Consider the following 17153-nt stretch of genomic DNA (forward strand, 5'->3'; position numbering starts at 1 on the left):
GCGCCAAATGATCCCGGCATGACGTGGCACCAGATGGTCTCTGGACGGGCGGGGCGGGGCGCCGCAAAACTGTGCCGACATGCGAATTTCCTGCCCGAATTGCGCCGCGGAATATGATGTGCCGGATGAGGCGCTGGCCGCCGGCCCGCGCATGCTGCGCTGTGCGCGCTGCCAGCATCGCTTCGAGGCTTCGCTGCCCGCCCCCCTGGCTGCAACCCCGGCTGCCCCCTTGGCCGACTCCGCCGCCGCCGGTGATGCCCCCGCCGAGTCGCCGCCTGGCGCGACCGATCCTTCCGCTGCCCCAGCGGAGGAAACCAAGGCCGAGGCATCACCCGCCGAGACACCACCCCCGCTGCGCGCGCCGGAACGGCTGGCGGATGCGCCGACTAGCCCGCCCGACCGCTTCGCCCTGGCCGGCTGGGTGCTGACCCTGCTGGTTCTGGTGGGGGTCGCCTATGCCGGCTTTGCCTTCCGGGCGGAGGTGATGGCCGCCTGGCCGCCGGCGCAGCGGCTTTACGGCTTGCTGGGGCTGGCCTGATCCGGCGCCAGCCGGGCAAAGGTCAGTTCGTGCTTGTTATGGGCGCCGTGGAACAGAACGGCGCCGGGGATGGCGGCAAAGGCCTCCGCCGTGGCGTGGTCCGTCTCGCCCTGGAATTTTAGCGTGCAGACGAAGTTGCGCGCCGCATCGGCGGCGATCCAGCGCTGCACCAGGGACAGCAGGCGGCTTGGGTAGCAGATCACGTCGCTGAACAGCCAATCGACCTTGGGCTCCGTCCGGGGATCGAGGCCGAAGGCGCTTTCGGCGCGCATCGTCACGCCGGGCATCGCCGCCACGGCCGCATCCAGCGGCGCCTTGTCCACCGCCACGACGGTGGCCCCCAGCTTCGCCAGAACCCAGGTCCAGCCGCCCGGCGCGGCGCCGAGGTCGAGGCAGGTCTCGCCGGGGCCGGGATGGCGGCCGAGCCGGGTCAGCGCCTCCCACAGCTTGAGATAGGCGCGGGAGGGCGGGCCTTCGCGGTCCTCGATGAAGCTGACGGCGCCATTGACGAAGGGGCTGGTCTTGGTCGGGCTGGCCAGCAGCCGGTCCGGCGCCAGCAGGGTCCAGGCGCCGAGATGGCCGGTGGGCGCCGGTTCCGGAAAGACCAGCGGCCGCGCTTTGACGGGTGGCAGCTTTTCAGTGATCAGCGCGCTGCGGCGATGGTGGGTGGCGGCATAGCCGGCCCAGTTGCGCTGGATGGCGCGTAGCGCATCGGCGGCCTGCTTGACGGAGGCGACCGGAATTTCCTGTGGCGCGGTCCAGACCTCCAGCGCCCAGGCGGCGGGGCCGGGAGGATCGGGCGACAGCGCCAGCAGCCCGTGCCAGCCGGAAACCCGCCTGCCCGCGCGGGACAGTTCTTCGGCGAGGTCGTGCTCAAACCCTTCGGCGGCGAGATAGGCGCTGGCAATCATTTCTCGGGCGCGAGCGCCGCGGCGGCGGCCAAAATGCCCCAGCCGACCAGCAGCAGCGTGCCGCCAATGGGTGTGACCGGGCCGAGCGAGGTTTCCGTCAGCACCCGCACATAGACCCCGCCGGCAAAACCCAGCGTGCCGAGCACGAAGCAGGCCGCCGCCAGATGCACCAGCGGCCCGCGCCGCCGTTCCGCCAGCAGCCCGCAGCCCAGCAGCGCCAGCGCGTGCCAGGCCTGGAGCGAGGCGCCGGTATTCGCCAGGCTGGCGAGCTCCGCCGGCAGCCCATGGCTCGCATAGGCAGCCATGCCCACCGCGACCAGCCCCGACAGGGCACCCAAAACCATCCACAAACGTGCCATGGCCCGCATCTACTCCGCGCTGGCCGCCGCCGCCAGCCGGACGCGGCTGGCCGCCTCATGCGCCAGCCGCGTCGGCTCCGGCAGGCGGCGCCCCCGGCCGAGGGCGAGCACCCAGCGCAGCGCGGTGGCCAGCGAGACGCGGTGGCCGATGGAGACATAAAGCGGGTTGGCGCCGCGCCGCGTGCGCAGCGCCACGCCGATCTGCCGATCCTGCCAGACCAGCGGCGCCTGGGCGCCGGCCTCGTCGGGCAGCGCGCCCTGAACCCGGCCGACTAGGATGGACTTCGCCACACCGATGGTCGGCACATCCAGCACCACGCCAAGATGGCAGGCGACCCCGAGGCCGCGCGGATGCGCCAGCCCATGCCCATCCACCAGGATCAAATCCGGCCGCACCGGCAGTTTCGCGAAGGCCTCGGCCAGGACAGGCACTTCCCGAAATCCGAGCAGGCCGGGGATGTAGGGCAGGCCGCCGCTACGGCTGGCGCCGGCCTCGCCCAACGGGGCCAGGCTTTGGGCATCGAGCGCCACCATGGCAGCATGGACCGTCCGCGTCGGGTCGAAGCGCAGCGTGCTGACATCGGCGCCGCCCAGCACGCGCACCGGGCGGAGATCATCCCGCGCCACCACCCGGGCGGCGAGTTCGGGTTGCATCAGGCGGGCCTCGGCGGCGGCGGTGGGGTGCATGGGGACATCCTCGCGCCGCCAACAGCCCGGGTTCAATCCGCGCCGGCCAGGTAATCCGCGATCTGTGATCCCGTCACGCGCATCCGCGCGGCGGGGCTGGGAAGCGGGCCAGAAAGGCCTCCGCCCGGGGCAGTGCGTCGTGCAGGAATTGGCGGGGTTCGCGCAGCCATAACCCCTCGATGCGCTTCGACTCCGCCTCCGAGACCAGCACATGGGGAAGCAGTGTGATCTCCTCGGCGGACCAGCCCGGCCACCAGCGGCTGGCCTTGCGCTGCATATGGCTTCGGAAGGCGTCCGGCCGGCTGTAGCCGTGATAGTCGAAAACCCAGCCCGGCGTCGCCGCGACGATATGGTTGCCGGTGAAGCCGGGTGCCGGGCGGAACCACAGCGGCGTGGCGCCGGACTGCGGATAGCGGCGCAGAAAGGCCCAGGCGAGGATATGGCAGGCGCCGGAGGCGAAGAACACGCGGTCCGGCAGCGCCCAGCGCCACAGCGGATTCTCCTTCACGCCCGGCTTCAGAACATACATCAGCCAGTCAACACGCCGGATGCCCGCAGTGCCGCGATCTCGGCCTCCGAATAGCCCAGCTCCGCCGCGATCGCCGCGCCATCGGCGCCGGCGGGCCGCAGGTCGCCAGTCCCGCCGGGGCGTGCGCCGTCGATGGAGACGGGCAAAGCGGGCAGGCCGATGGGCGTGCCGTCCGGCAGGTGCAGCGGCACCAGCCCACCGGAGCCCAGCAGATGCGGGTCCTCGAAAAGCTCCGCCGGCTTGCCGATGGGGGCGAAGGGCAGGCCCAGCGCCTCGCACTTCGCCATCAGTTCGGGCTTGGTATAGGCCAGCAGCGCCTGGGCGATGCGCGGGATGGTGCGGTCGCGGGCGTCGGCGCGCTGCTTCTTGTTGCTCAGCGTCGGATCATTGGCGAGGTCGTCCAGCCCGAAGGCGCTGCAGAAGGCCGGCCACTGCGTATCCGTCACCACGCCGACGAAAACCTGCCCGCCGTCGGAGGTGCCAAAGATGTCGTAGACCGGCCAGGCGGGGCGGCGGACGGACATGGGCGGCGGCTCCTGCCCCATGATCTTCGTCTGCGCCATGTGCTGGGCCATCAGCAGGGCCACCGTTTCGAACAGCCCAGCCTGAATCTCGCCGCCCTTGCCGGTGCGCTGGCGCTCCGTGATCGCGGCCAGGATGCCGATGACGCCGGACAGGCCGCCCATGATGTCGATGACGGAGCTGCCGGCGCGCAACGGCCGCCCCTCCAGCCCGGTCATATAGGCGAGGCCGCCCATCATCTGCACGACTTCGTCCAGCGCCGTGCGGTGCTCATAGGGGCCGGGCAAAAAGCCCTTGCAGGAGCAATAGACCAGGCCGGGATTGGTGGCCGACAGCTCGGCATAGCCGAGGCCGAGCTTGGCCATGGCGCCGGGCCGGAAGTTCTCGATCAGCACATCCGCCTTGGCCGCCAGTTTCTGGACCAGCGCCAGGCCCTCCGGCTTCTTCAGGTCCAGGCACAGGCTGCGCCGGCCGCGGCCGAAGGCGGCGTAGAAGCCGGCACCGGAACCCCCCAGCCGGCGGGTGCTGTCACCCTCCGGCGCGGGTTCCACCTTGATGACCTCCGCGCCGAGATCGGCCAGCGTCATCCCCACCGTCGGCCCCATGACCATATGGGTGAATTCAAGCACGCGGATCCCGGCGAGGGGTGTCGGGCTGGTCATGCGAAGTCTCCGGTGGGGTGCGGCAAGTCGCCGCCGAGTCGTCGGGTGAGATCGGACGCGGCTTCCGCCATCGTCGCAAGATGGGCATCGGATTGCGCCTGGATGCGGGATTTGGGGCCGGAGAGGCTGAGCGCCCCGGCCAAGATCCCGCCTGGGCCGAAGACCGGCGCGGCGATGGCCGCGGTATCCGGGTTGCGCTCGCCATAGGTGGCGACGACGCCGAGGCCGCGCGGATCGGCGGCGGTCAATATCCGTCCACCGGCGCCGGCGGGCAGCGGGATCAGGTCGCCCACCGCCAGGTCGTCGCCGATGCGGTTGGGGCTGCGGACGCGGGCGAGGCACAGGCGCTGGGTGGCGTGGCGCACCCAGAAGCTGGCGGTTTCGCCGCTGCGCTGGGCCAAGGCGGTGAGAAGAGGCGGCAAATGCGCCTCCACCGGCTGCGCCCGGGCATGCAGCGCGCCCCAATGGAACAGCATCGGCCCCAGCGCCCAGCGCCCATCCGCCAGCCGCGCGGCGCAGCGGCCGCGCTCCAGGGAGGCGAGCAGCCGCAGGATGGTGGATTTGTACAGTCCGGTGCGCGCCGCCAGCTCCGCCAGCGACAGGCTGGCATCGCCGGGGCGGAAGGCGCCGAGGATGGCCAGCGCCCGATCCACCGCCGCCACGCCATCCTTCTGGTCGGCCGTCTGCGTCACCCGGCGCGGACCCCGGCCTCGCGCAGGATCACCGCCCATTTCGCCATCTCGGCGGTGACGAAGGCCTGGGCCTCGGCGGGGGTATTGCCGACCAGGCGTTCCGCGCCGAGTTCCAGTAGCCGGGCGCGGGTGGCCGGTTCGGCCAGCACGGCCGCCACTTCCGCCTGGATGCGGGCGACCAGCGGGTCCGGCGTGGTGGCGGGGGCGAGGATGGCCTGCCAGACCATGAAGGTGGCGCCGGGAAAGCCGCATTCGGCCATGGTCGGCACATCCGGCATCCCTGGGCTGCGGCTGGGGCCGGAGATCGCCAGCGCCCGCGCCCTTTCGCCCCGCGCTAGGCCGAAGGCGGTCAGGCTGGCGTCATAGAGCATGTCCAGCGTGCCGGCGGCGAGGTCGAGCGCCGCCGGGGCGCCGCCGCGATAGGGGATCTCGGTCATCTTGATCCCCGCCTCCCGCAGGAACAGCAGGCTGACGAGTTGCAGCGCACCGCCACCGCCGGTGCTGCCATAGCCCAGCTTGTCCGGATTGGCGCGGGCGAAGGCGACGAGATCGGCCAGGGTCCGGTGCGGCGAATTGGGCGGCACCAGCAGCACCATGGGGCTTTCCGCCACGATGCTGACGGCCTTCAGATCGGTGGCCGGGTCGTAGTCCAGCTGCGGGTAGATCGCCTTGGTCACGGCATGGCCGATATTGTGGAACAGCAGGGTGTGGCCATCGCCGGGTGCCTTGGCGACGAAGGAACTGCCGATGGCGCCGCCGGCGCCGGTGCGGTTTTCCATCACCACGCGCTGCGGCAGGCGCTGCGACAGTCGGTCCGCCACCAGCCGGCCGATGACATCGGTGGCGCCGCCGGCGGCATAGGGCAGCACCATGCGGATCGGCCGGTCGGGCCAGGAGCTTTGGGCTTGGGCTGGCAAGGCCAGCAAGGCCGGGGCGGCGAGCAGGGCGCGGCGGGCGATGTTCATTGTTTCCTCCGTGACGCTTGGGTGGACCTCGCGATCCGTCGTTCTATCAGACAGAATACCGTTCTATTCCAGGGATGACATTCCCCTGGCCCTGCCACGCACGTCAAGTCAGATCAGGCGCGTTCGACGACTCAGGGCGAGATGGAATGGGTGGGTGTGGGCGGCGGGCTGGTCCATGTCTCCTGCGCGACGGGATCAGGCCAGGATGATCCGACCGGCAACAAGGATATCCATGTCTCCGCCAGCTTGCCGTCCTCGATGCGATAGGATTGCAGGCCAGCCTGGCTGCGCGGCGCGCCGGATTCGGGATCGTTCCAGCGGAATTCGAACCGGTACCAGGCCCGGCTGCCCTGGAAGCTGTGATCGTAGACGCGGACCCGGATGCCGGGTCTCTGTGTCCGCACGGATGCCAGTTCCTGGGCATAGCTTTCCGGCGTCACCGCCCGGTCACCAAGCTGGTCGTGTCGGATGTAGCAGGGTGCGACGCAGCTTGGGATCAGGTCGAATTCGCCGCCGTGCCAGACCCGCTCCCAGCGATCGAACAAAGCCGCGGTGATGGCCTCCGGTGACATCGGGCGCGACCTCCTGACCATTCGCCGGGTCAGGCTAGGTCGCCGCGCGGCCATTTGCCAGGGCGGGCGGCCTGATGAGGGCCGCCCGGACATGATCGGGCCGACGACCTCAGGGGGCGGGGATTTCCACCGCCAGCAGGCTACCGGACTGGCTCTCGGTAATCACCAGCGTTCGCCCATCCGGCGCGAAGGCGCAGTTGGTCGGCATGCGGCCGAAGGCGGTGCAGTCCACCCGATGCGTCGCCAGGCCGTGCGGGTCCACCACCCAGACCTGGCCATGGCCGGGATTGGCGACGAACAGCCGGTCATGCGCATCCACCGCCATGCCATCGGGGCCGGAGGTGCCGGCGGGGACGCGGAAGAACAGGTTCGCCTTGGCCACCACCGCATCCGGCCGCAGGGCGAAGCGCCAGACCTCGCAGGACCGGGTCATGGCGACCAGCAGATGCGTCCCCGCCCGGTTCAGCACCAGCCCGTTGGGGCTCGGCCCGTTGGAGATCAGCCGGTCCATCCGCCCATCCGGATGCAGCCGCCAGACCCGGCCGGTGGGGTCCTGCAAGCCGGTCTGGCCCTGGTCTGTCAGCAGGATCGAGCCATCCGCATGCAGGATCAGGTCATTGATCCCGCGAAAACCCTCGCTGTTGATGTTCTCCGCCACCGCCGTCATGGCGCCGCTACGAGGGTCGAGGCTCAGCACGCCGTGGCGGTAATCGGCCACCAGCAATTCATCGTCGCCGCGCGCGGCCAAGCCGTTCGGCCAGCCCTCATATTCCGCCACCGCTTCCCAATGGCTGCCGGAGACACGGAAGACGCGGCCATGCGGGATGTCGGTGCAGAACAGGTTGCCCGCGCCATCGAAGCAGGGGCCTTCCAGGAAGCTGTCCACCGGCGCGCCGCCCCGGTTGGCATCGGCCCAGGCGCTGCGGCGTGGCCGGCGCTGGGCGTCCGGCAGGCGGGAGAGAAGGGTCGGGGTGAGGGCGGCGGGGGGCGTGTTCCACATGGAAAGAACCTGCCCGGGTCTTGCCGTTCCGCCAAGCCGGCGGCAGTGTCCGCCCATGGGCCAGACACTTTCTCAAAAAACGCTCTTCCAAAAGATCTGGGATGCACATGTTGTGCAAGCCCGCGATGACGGCCTCGCCTTGCTCTATGTGGACCGCCACTATTTCCACGAGGGCAGCTTTCACGCCTTCAACATGCTGAAGGCGCGCGGCCTGGCGGTGCGCCGGCCCGACCTGACCTTCGGCTTCGGCGACCATTATGCGCCGACCGTCGGCCGCAGCACGCCGGAGGTGAGGGACCCGGAAATCCGGGGAATCATCGAGACCTTCGAGGAAAATGCCCGCGCCAACCGCATCCGCGCCTTCGAACTGGCGGACCCGGACCAGGGCATCGTGCATGTCGCCGGGCCGGAGCAGGGGCTGACCCTGCCGGGTATGACGGTGGTGTGCGGCGACAGCCACACCTCCACCCATGGCGCGCTCGGCGCGCTGGCCTTCGGCATCGGCGCCAGCGAGGTGGCGCATGTGCTGGCGACGCAGACCATCTGGCAGTCGCCGCCGAAGCAGATCCGATGCAGCTTTGAAGGCACGCTTCCAGAAGGTAGTACCTCCAAGGACATGGCGCTGGCGCTGATCGCCCGGATTGGCACCGGTGGCGGCCTTGGCGGCGCCATTGAATTCGCCGGCTCCGCCGTGCGCGCGCTGTCGGTCGAGGCGCGGCTGACTTTGTGCAACATGGCGATCGAGGCCGGCGCCCGTACCGGCATGGTGGCCCCGGATGCCGTGACGCGCGCCTGGCTCGCCGGCCGCCCCTATGCCCCGGCGCAGCCCGACCCGGCCTGGGACCGCCTGTTCAGCGATGCCGATGCCGTCTTCGCCTCCGAGGTGACGATCGACGCCAGTGCCATCCACCCCATGGCCACCTGGGGCACCAGCCCGGAGGAGGCCGTGCCGCTGTCCGGCCGCGTTCCGCGCCCCGAGGACGCCCCCGACGAATCCCGCAAAAAGGCCTGGGCGCGCAGCCTGGACTATATGGGTCTGCGCGGAGGGGAGGCGATGGCGGATGTGACGCTCGACCGCGTCTTCCTCGGCTCCTGCACCAATGCGCGGATCGAGGATCTGCGGGACGCGGCTGCGGTGCTGCGCGGCAAGCGCATTGCCGTGCCGATGCTGGTCTCGCCCGGCTCGTCGCGGGTCAAGCGGGCGGCGGAGGCTGAAGGGCTGGACCGGATCTTCAAGGAAGCCGGCGCGCGGTGGGAGGAAAGCTCCTGCGCGCTCTGCGTCTCCATGCATGGGGAGACGGTGGGGGAGGGGGAGCGCTGCGCCTCCACCTCCAATCGCAATTTTGCCGGCCGGCAGGGGCGAGGGGCGCGGACGCATCTGGTCTCCCCGGCCTCGGCGGCGGCTTCGGCCGTGGCGGGCCGGCTGGTGAGCGCAAGCTGATGGACGCCTTCACCCAGCTCACCGCCATCGCCGCGCCGCTCGACATGGCGAATGTCGATACCGACCAGATCATGCCGGCCCGCTTCATGCGCCGCCCGCGCGATGCGCGTTATGTGGAATACGGCTTCCATGACCAGCGCTTCACGCCGGAAGGGGAAAAGCGGCCCGACTTCATCCTGAACCGGCCGCCCTTCGATTCGGCTGGCATCCTGGTGGCCGGGCGCAATTTCGGCGTGGGGTCGTCGCGGGAAGCTGCGGTCTATGCGCTGCTCGCCATGGGCTTCCGATGCGTGGTGGCGGAGAGTTTTGGCGACATCTTCTTCTCCAACAGCCTGAAGAACGGGCTGCTGCCGGTGCGGCTGCCGGAGACGGTGGTGGCGCCCCTGCGCCAGGCGATTGTCGCCGCACCGGGCACAACACTTTCCGTTGACCTCCAGGCACAGATCCTGACGGCGCCGGATGGGTCCACGCATTCATTCGTCGTCCCCGGCTTCGCCCGCGACTGTCTGTTGCGCGGGCTGGACGAGATCGGTCTGACCCTGACTCTCGAGTCGGAGATTACCGCTTTCGAGGCGCGGCGGGCCAGCGCCGCATAAGTCTTCGGGAAACTTGACGCGAGGCGTCGGGATAGGATTGGGTGCGGTCCAAATAGTGGATTGCACCCATGATGCCCTTCGTCCCGGCCGCGCCTCGCGCGGCCTTTTTGGCCTTCCGCCCCCTGTTGTGTCAGGCGGTCGCCCTGATGGCGCTCGGCATTCTGGTTTCCGCCCCGCCGGCCCTGGCGCAGTTCGGTCCGCAGGGGCCGCCGGCGGTGGGTGTGATCGCGGTGGAACGCCGACCCGTGACGGAAAGCACCGAATTCGTCGGGCGGGTGGAGGCGCAGGACCGTGTGGACCTGCGTGCCCGCGTCACCGGCTTCCTCCAGGAACGTCCGTTCCGGGAGGGGCAGGAGGTGCAGGAAGGCCAGGTGCTGTTCCGCCTGGAACGCCCGCCCTTCGAGGCGGAGGTCGCCCGCGCCCGCGCCACCGTCGCCTCCGCCGAGGCGGAATTGCAGAACGCGAACAGTGCTTTGGCCCGCGCGCGGGACCTGGTGCGCAGCTCCGCGGGCACGCAGGTGAATGTGGAGAATGCGACCGCCGCCCAGCGCACCGCCCAGGCGACGCTGCTCGGCGCCCAGGCGCAGCTGCGCGTGGCGGAGATCAACCTCGGCTATACTGATATCGCCACGCCCTTCGCCGGCAAGGTCGGCCGCGCCACCTTCTCGGTCGGCGCCGTGGTCGGGCCGAGCACGGACCCGCTGGCCACCGTGGTCAGCCAGGACCCGATGCGCGTCGCCTTCCGCGTCAACCTGCGCACCGGGACGGAGTTGCGCGACCGCTATGCCAGCCGTGGCGGCGCCGAGGCGACGCGGGTGCGCATCCGGCTGGTGACGGGCCAGATCTACAACCAGGTCGGCCGCATCGACTTCATCGACACCCAGGTGGATCGCAACACCGACACGGTGCTGGTCCGCGCCCTGATCCCCAACCCGCCGCGCGGCGCCAATAACAGCGACGGCAGCGTAGACCGGGAATTGATCGACGGCATGTTCGTGAACGTCACCGTCGAGGGCGCGGAGCCGGTGCAGGCCGTGGTCATCCCGCGCAGCGCCGTGTTGCAGGACCAGGGGGGCAATTACGTCTGGGTGCTGGATGCGGAGAACAAGCCGGCGCGCCGCCCGCTCGTGCTCGGCCGCAGCATCGCCGACCAGGTGGTGGTGGAATCGGGGCTGGAGACCGGGGAGAGGGTGGTGGTGGAAGGCGTGCAGCGCGTCCGCCCCGGCCAGGCGGTGCAGCCCGGCCCGGCGACGGCGCCGATCCGTGCCCCCGGTGCGGCCCCCGCCGGCCGGCAGGGCTGATCGGCCATGATCTCCGCCGTCTTCGTCGATCGCCCCCGGCTGGCGATCGTCCTGTCCATCCTGCTCACCCTCGCGGGTGGGCTGGCGATGCTGCGCATCCCTGTGGCGCAGTTCCCGGATATCGTGCCGCCGCAGGTCTCGGTCACCACCAATTACGGCGGCGCTTCCGCCTCGGTGGTGGAATCCACCGTGGCGCAGGTGATCGAAAGCGCCGTGAACGGGGTGGAGGGCATGATCTACATGTCCTCCAACAGCGCCAATGACGGCAGCTACACGCTGTCGGTGTCCTTCGCGCTGGGCACCGATCCCGACATCGCCACGGTCAATGTGAACAACCGCGTGCAGTCGGCCTTGGCCCGGCTGCCATCGGAGGTGCAGCGTTCCGGCGTCACGGTGCGCAAGCAGTCCTCGGCAGTCTTGCAGTTCATCACCATCACCTCGACCAATCCCGAGCATGACGCGCTGTTCCTGTCGAACTACGTCACCATCAACATGCTGGACCGCCTGGCGCGCACGCCCGGCATCGGCTCGGCGCAGTTGTTCGGGGCGCGCGACTATTCCATGCGCATCTGGTTCGAGCAGGACCGGCTGATCAGCCTGAACCTGACGCCGGCCGATGTGATCGCGGCGATCCAGGCGCAGAACGTGCAGGCGGCGGTGGGGCGCATCGGCGCGCAGCCGATCTCGGACGACCAGCAATACCAGATCAACCTGCAGACCCAGGGCCGCCTGACCACGCCGGAGGAATTCGGCAATATCGTCATTCGCGCCGATGCGCAGGGGTCGCTGCTGCGGCTGCGGGACGTGGCACGGGTGGAGCTCGGCGCCGCGCGGATCGACATGGAAAGCCGGCTGAACGGCCGCCCGGCCATCACGCTGGCCACTTACCTGTCGCCCGGCGCGAATGCCGTCACCGCGGCCTCCAACCTGGGCAAGGTGCTGGACGAGATGTCGCGGCGCTTCCCCGAGGGGATGCAGACCTCGGTCTTCTACGACACCTCCACCTTCGTCGTGGACACGATCTACGAGGTCATCAAGACTCTGCTCGAGGCCTTCGTGCTGGTGGTGCTGGTGGTGCTGCTGTTCCTGGGCAGTTTCCGCGCCACCGTCATCCCGACCATCGCCGTGCCGGTCAGCCTGATCGGCACCTTCGCCGTGCTGCTGCTGCTGGGCTTTTCGGCCAATACCGTGTCGCTTCTGGCCATGGTGCTGGCCATCGGCATCGTCGTCGATGACGCCATCGTGGTGGTGGAGAATGTCGAGCGGGTGATGGCCGAACACCCCGAGATGTCCCCGCAGGACGCGACCAAGCAGGCGATGCGGGAGATCACGGCGCCGATCATCGCCATCACCCTGGTGCTGCTGTCCGTCTTTGTGCCGGTGGGCTTCATCCCGGGCCTCTCGGGCGTGCTGTTCAGCCAGTTCGCGGTGACGATCTCCGTCGCCATGGTGATCTCGGCCTTCAATGCGCTGACCCTGTCGCCGGCGCTCTGCGCGCTGTTCCTGCGGCCGCATCCGGTCGGGCATGGGCCGCGGAAGGGCATTTTGGCCGCGGTGATGCGGGCCATCGACTGGGTGCGCGACAAGTACGGCAATATCGTCGCCCGGCTGGTGCGCTTTTCCATCCTGTCGCTGGTGCTGGTGGCGGTGGCGGCCGGCGGCATCCTGTTCCTCGGCGCCCGCACGCCGCAGGGCTTCCTGCCGGAGGAAGACCAGGGCGCCTTCTTCGTGCAGATGCAGCTTCCCGCCGGCGCCAGCCTGTCGCGCACCCGCGCGGCGGTGGAACAGGCGGAGGCGATCATCGCTCCGGTGCCGGGGGTGGACCGCGTGTTGGCCATCGTCGGTTTCAGCCTGATCGATGGCGGGTCGCAGTCCAATGCCGCCTTCATCGTGGTGCGGATGAAGCCCTTCGCGGACCGTGCCTCGGCGCAGGAAAGCGTCTTCGCCGCCATCGGCCGGGTCTTCGGCGCGACGCAGCAGATCCGCACGGCGAATACCTTCGCCTTCAACATCCCGCCGATCATCGGCCTCGGCACCGGCGGCGGCTTCGAATACCAGATGCAGAACCTGGAAGGCCGCCCGCCGGAGGAGATGTTCTCCGCCATGCAGGGCCTTTCGGCGGCGGCGAACCAGGACCCGCGGCTGACGGCGGTGTTCTCCACCTTCACCGCCAATACCCCGTCGCTGTTCCTGGATGTGGACCGCGACAAGGCGCAGGCGCTGGGCATCCGCATCAGCGACATCTTCAACGCGCTGCAGACCACGCTGGGCGGCTTCTACGTCAACGACTTCAACCTGTATGGCCGGTCCTGGCAGGTGAATATCCAGGGCGAGGCGACGGATCGCGACGACATCCCCGATCTGTGGCGCATCCATGTGCGCAACAGCGCCGGGGAGATGGTGCCGCTGCGCTCCATCGCCGATATCCGCATCGTGCTCGGGCCGCAGACCATCAACCGCTACAACAATGTGCGGTCGGTGCGCATCGGCGGGTCGCCGCGGCCGGGCATTTCCTCGGGCGACGCGCTGGCGGCGATGGAGGCGCTGTCGGAAACCGCGCTGCCGGCCGGCTACGGCTATGAATGGACCGGCACGGCCTTCCAGGAAAAGCAGGCAAGCGGCCAGACCGGCATCATCATGGCCCTGGCCCTGCTCTTCGCTTACCTCTTCCTGGTCGCGCTGTATGAAAGCTGGGTGATCCCGATCCCGGTGCTGCTGTCCATCTCGGTCGGCGCGCTGGGGTCCTTTGGGGCCATCGTGCTCGCCGGCCTGTCGCTCGACGTCTATGCGCAGGTCGGGCTGGTGGTGCTGATCGCACTCGCCGCCAAGAACGGCATCCTGATCGTCGAATTCGCCAAGGAGAGGCGGGAGGCGGGGATGCCGATCCGGGAGGCGGCGGTGATGGGCGCTCGGCTGCGTTTCCGCGCCGTCATCATGACCTCGGTGGCCTTCATCCTCGGCCTGGTGCCGCTGGTGATCGCATCGGGTGCCGCCAGTGCCTCCCGCCGCGCGGTGGGCACGCCGGTCTTCGGCGGCATGATCGCGGCCTCGCTGATCGGCATCTTCATCATCCCGATGCTCTACGTCGTGTTCCAGTCGATGCGGGAGGGGGTGAAGCGGCGTTTTGCCGGCCGGGAGGCGGCGGCGCCGGCGGAATAGGCGGCGTGGGGGTCGCAACTGCGCGACCCCCCTTCACGGACGCCCCCGGGACAGCAGATACTCGTCGGAACCAAGCGGGGATGTGACGCCATGGCGAAGTTCGGATTGAGCCAGTCGGTGCGACGGGTCGAGGACCCTCGGTTGCTGACCGGCCGGGGCCAGTACACGGATGACCTCGCCATGGCCGGGCAGGCGCATGGCATCGTGCTGCGCAGCCCGCAGGCGCATGCGACCATCACGAAGATCGACACATCCGCCGCGCTGGCGGTGCCGGGCGTGCTGGCGGTTATCACCGCCGCCGACCTCAAGGCCGCCGGCATTGGCGACCTGCCCTGCCTGATCCCGATGAAGAACCGCGACGGTAGCCCGCGGGGCAATACGCCGCGCCCGGCCCTGGCCGATGGCGTGGTGCGCCATGTCGGCGACCCGGTCGCCTTCATCGTCGCCGAAACCCCCCAGGCCGCCCGCGACGGCGCCGAGGCGGTGGAAGTCGACTACGACGCCCTGCCCGCCGCGACCGACCTCGCCACGGCTTTCCAGCCGGGCCAGCCCGCGGTCTGGCCGGAGATCGCCAACAACGTGGTCTTCGACTGGGAGGCGGGGGACAAGGCCAAGGCCGATGCCGCCTTTGCCCGCGCCGCCCATGTCACCCGCCTGACCGTGGTGAACAACCGCGTCGTCGTCGCCAGCATGGAAGCCCGTGCGGCCGTCGCCGGGTGGGAGGGCGACAAGCTCACCCTGCACACCAATACCCAGGGCTCCTGGCTGCTGAAGAACATCCTTTCGGGCAGCATCTTCAACATCCCGGCGGAGAATGTCCGGGTGGTGACGCCGGATGTCGGCGGCGGCTTCGGGATGAAGATTTTTCTCTATCCCGAGCATGTTCTCGTGGCCTTCGCCGCGCGCCAGGTGGGCCGGCCGGTGAAATGGGCCAGCGACCGCAGCGAGGCCTTTCTGTCGGACACCCATGGGCGGGACAACATCACGCTCGGCGAACTCGCCACGGATGCGGGCGGCAAGTTCCTGGCCATGCGGACGCGTAATTATGCCGGCATGGGCGCCTATCTCTCCACCTTCGCGCCCTTCATTCCGACCGGCGCGGGCACCAAGGTGCTGGCCAGCGTCTATGGCTTCGAGGCGATCCATGCCCATGTGATCGGCGTGCTGACCAACACGGTCCCCGTGGACGCCTATCGCGGCGCCGGGCGGCCGGAGAGCAACTACCTGGTTGAGCGCCTGATCGACGCCGCCGCGCGCGAACTCGGCATCGACCGGATCGAGCTGCGCCGCCGCAACATGGTGCAGCAGAGCGCCATGCCCTGGGTTTCCGCCATGGGCCAGCGCTACGACAGCGGCGATTTCGGCCAGTTGATGGATGCGGCGCTGGTCAAGATCGACTGGGACGGCTTCCCCGCCCGGCGCGCGGAAGCCGCGCGGCGCGGCAAGCAGCGCGGCATCGGCCTCGCCTACTACCTGGAGGCCACCGGCGGCGCGGCGACGGAGAATGCCAAGGTCGTCTTCGCCGATGACGGTTTTGTCGATCTCTATGTCGGCACGCAGTCCACGGGCCAGGGGCACGAAACCGCCTATGCCATGATGACCAGCCATGAGCTGGGTATCCCGATCGACAAGATCCGGGTGCGGCAGGGCGATAGCGAGACGCTGCCCTCCGGCGGCGGCACCGGCGGCGCGCGCAGCCTGTACTCCGAGGGCCAGGCGATCCTGGTGACCACCGCCAGCGTGGTTGAGAAGGGCAAGCAGGCCGCCGCCGAGCAGCTCGAAACCTCCGTCGCCGATATCGAATTCGTCTCGGCCGGCGGCCGGTTCGAGGTGGCGGGCACCGATCGCGGCATCGGCATCCTCGACCTCGCCGCGATCCAGCGGAAGCGCGTGGCCTCCGGCGAGAGCGCGATCCTGCTGGATGCGATGGAAACCGCGAATATCGACAGCCACACCTTCCCCAATGGCTGCCATGTGGCGGAGGTGGAGGTGGACCCTGAGACCGGCATCGTCACCGTGCCGCGCTACATCGTGGTGGACGATGTGGGCCATGCGCTGAACCCGCTGATCGTGCGCGGCCAGGTGCATGGCGGCGTGGCCCAGGGCATCGGCCAGGCGCTGCATGAGCGGACGAGCTACGACAATGGCTCCGGCCAGCTGCTGTCCGCCTCCTTCATGGATTACGCTCTGCCGCGGGCGGAGGACCTGCCAGATATCGACGTCGACCTGATCGAGGTGACCTGCGAGACCAATCCCCTCGGCGTGAAGGGCGCGGGCGAAGCCGGCGCGGTGGGGTCGCCGCCGGCGGCAATGAATGCGCTGGTCGATGCCCTGTCCGGCGCCGGCGTCACGCATATCGACATGCCGGCGACGCCGGAGATCGTCTGGAAGGCTTTGGAGGCCGCCAAGGCCGCCTGAGCGGGCGGCGCGGGGGCCGGCGAGGCCCCCGCACCGGCCCTATTGGAAAACCATATTCACCATCGCGCAGGTATCGATGCGCCGGCGTTCCTCGTTGCGGCCATCCACCCAGACGATGCGGATGTCGTTCACGCAGTCATTCAGCGGCAGCCGCACCGCCAGATGCCGCCCCGGCGGCAACACCTGATCACCCAGGCGGTCGAGGCCCCAATTGGTCTCCCGCGCCGAGGAGACATAGACCTCCCGGATCACCATTCCGCCGTGATTGACCAGGTTGAAGGAGGGATTGCCGCTCGCGGCGGGCGGCTGCCCTGGCCGTCCGGCCGGCGCGCCGCCGCCGAAGACCATCTCGACCAGCCCGCAGGTGTCCTGCCGCCGCCGTTCCTCCGACCTTCCATCGGCATAGACCACCCGCACATCCTGAAGGCAGCCGGCGGAGGGGGCGATGCGGACGGGAAAGCGCCCGCCGGCGGGCAGCACATTCGCCTCCAGCCAGTCATGGCCCCAATAGCGATCCTCACTGGGCGAGACATAGATCTCGCGGATCGCCTGGCTGCCGCGGTTCACCAGTTGGAAGGAGGGGTCACCCTGCGCCTGGATCGGTATTTGCGCCTGGGCTGGCGACTGGGCCAGTGTCGCCTGTGGCACTGCGCCACAGGCCAGCAGCAGCAGGCAGCACAGCCATTGGGCCAGTCTGATCGGCAGGTGACGCAGGGGCAGATTGCGCATGGGCCTGGGGTCCGTCCGGGGTCGGCGGCAAGGCTACCGCAGGAGGCGCCATCGGGAAATCGTCACCCTTGT

At 69.5% G+C, this 17153-nt stretch carries 16 protein-coding genes; 6 read left to right on the top strand and 10 right to left on the bottom strand.

The genetic code is table 11. The features are described from left to right. The first annotated feature begins 79 nt into the window (after positions 1-79). Complete coding sequence (locus tag ACVFYP_RS15145; protein ID WP_499201020.1) at positions 80-538, top strand: zinc-ribbon domain-containing protein; 459 nt, start codon at positions 80-82, stop codon at positions 536-538. Here the strand turns inward: ACVFYP_RS15145 and ACVFYP_RS15150 are convergent. The 9 genes from ACVFYP_RS15150 to ACVFYP_RS15190 all read right to left on the bottom strand — a co-directional run bounded on the left by ACVFYP_RS15150 (position 514) and on the right by ACVFYP_RS15190 (position 7437). Then, entirely contained in the window at positions 514-1449 is a 936-nt protein-coding gene (locus tag ACVFYP_RS15150) for an SAM-dependent methyltransferase (protein WP_499201021.1), read from the bottom strand. The genes ACVFYP_RS15145 and ACVFYP_RS15150 overlap by 25 nt on opposite strands. Beyond that, positions 1446-1808, bottom strand: a complete 363-nt coding sequence (locus ACVFYP_RS15155; protein ID WP_499201022.1) for a DUF423 domain-containing protein — start codon at positions 1806-1808, stop codon at positions 1446-1448. Before ACVFYP_RS15155 ends, ACVFYP_RS15150 begins: the two co-directional genes overlap by 4 nt. 9 nt (positions 1809-1817) lie before the next feature. Continuing rightward, the gene (nfi, locus tag ACVFYP_RS15160; RefSeq protein ID WP_499201023.1) at positions 1818-2495 is read right to left on the bottom strand and encodes a deoxyribonuclease V; all 678 of its coding nucleotides are present in this window, start codon (positions 2493-2495) and stop codon (positions 1818-1820) included. Between the two features lie 73 nt (positions 2496-2568). Further along, positions 2569-3024 carry a hypothetical protein gene (locus tag ACVFYP_RS15165; protein ID WP_499201024.1) on the bottom strand — a complete coding sequence of 152 codons (456 nt, stop codon included), beginning with the start codon at positions 3022-3024 and terminating at the stop codon, positions 2569-2571. After that, entirely contained in the window at positions 3024-4208 is a 1185-nt protein-coding gene (locus tag ACVFYP_RS15170; RefSeq protein WP_499201025.1) for a CaiB/BaiF CoA transferase family protein, read from the bottom strand. Before ACVFYP_RS15170 ends, ACVFYP_RS15165 begins: the two co-directional genes overlap by 1 nt. After that, entirely contained in the window at positions 4205-4900 is a 696-nt protein-coding gene (locus ACVFYP_RS15175; RefSeq protein ID WP_499201026.1) for an IclR family transcriptional regulator, read from the bottom strand. Before ACVFYP_RS15175 ends, ACVFYP_RS15170 begins: the two co-directional genes overlap by 4 nt. Then, positions 4897-5865, bottom strand: coding sequence for a Bug family tripartite tricarboxylate transporter substrate binding protein (locus ACVFYP_RS15180; protein WP_499201027.1), 969 nt, complete (start codon positions 5863-5865; stop codon positions 4897-4899). The genes ACVFYP_RS15175 and ACVFYP_RS15180 overlap by 4 nt, the downstream gene beginning before the upstream one ends. Before the next feature lie 131 nt (positions 5866-5996). Further along, positions 5997-6437 (bottom strand): ester cyclase, encoded by a 441-nt coding sequence (locus ACVFYP_RS15185; protein ID WP_499201028.1) that lies wholly within the window; start codon positions 6435-6437, stop codon positions 5997-5999. A gap of 109 nt (positions 6438-6546) precedes the next feature. After that, positions 6547-7437, bottom strand: a complete 891-nt coding sequence (locus ACVFYP_RS15190; protein ID WP_499201029.1) for an SMP-30/gluconolactonase/LRE family protein — start codon at positions 7435-7437, stop codon at positions 6547-6549. A 55-nt stretch (positions 7438-7492) separates the two neighbouring features. On the opposite strand from ACVFYP_RS15190, the gene leuC reads away from it, so the two are divergent. From leuC to ACVFYP_RS15215, 5 genes are all read left to right on the top strand, one after another. Beyond that, entirely contained in the window at positions 7493-8878 is a 1386-nt protein-coding gene (gene leuC / locus ACVFYP_RS15195; protein WP_499201030.1) for a 3-isopropylmalate dehydratase large subunit, read from the top strand. Next, positions 8878-9474: a 3-isopropylmalate dehydratase small subunit gene (gene leuD, locus ACVFYP_RS15200; protein WP_499201031.1), complete on the top strand. Its 597-nt coding sequence runs from the start codon at positions 8878-8880 to the stop codon at positions 9472-9474. The genes leuC and leuD overlap by 1 nt, the downstream gene beginning before the upstream one ends. Positions 9475-9542: 68 nt before the next feature. After that, a complete protein-coding gene (locus ACVFYP_RS15205) occupies positions 9543-10775 on the top strand; it encodes an efflux RND transporter periplasmic adaptor subunit (RefSeq protein WP_499201032.1) in 1233 nt (410 codons plus the stop codon). A gap of 6 nt (positions 10776-10781) precedes the next feature. Then, complete coding sequence (locus ACVFYP_RS15210) at positions 10782-13934, top strand: efflux RND transporter permease subunit (RefSeq protein WP_499201033.1); 3153 nt, start codon at positions 10782-10784, stop codon at positions 13932-13934. Between the two features lie 90 nt (positions 13935-14024). After that, positions 14025-16352 (top strand): xanthine dehydrogenase family protein molybdopterin-binding subunit, encoded by a 2328-nt coding sequence (locus ACVFYP_RS15215; protein ID WP_499201034.1) that lies wholly within the window; start codon positions 14025-14027, stop codon positions 16350-16352. Positions 16353-16391: 39 nt separating this feature from the next. On the opposite strand, the gene ACVFYP_RS15220 is transcribed toward ACVFYP_RS15215, so the two are convergent. Then, on the bottom strand, positions 16392-17081 hold the full coding sequence (locus tag ACVFYP_RS15220) for a hypothetical protein (RefSeq protein ID WP_499201035.1): 690 nt from the start codon (positions 17079-17081) through the stop codon (positions 16392-16394). Between the last annotated feature and the right edge of the window lie 72 nt (positions 17082-17153).

The organism is Roseomonas sp. F4, from assembly GCF_053891155.1.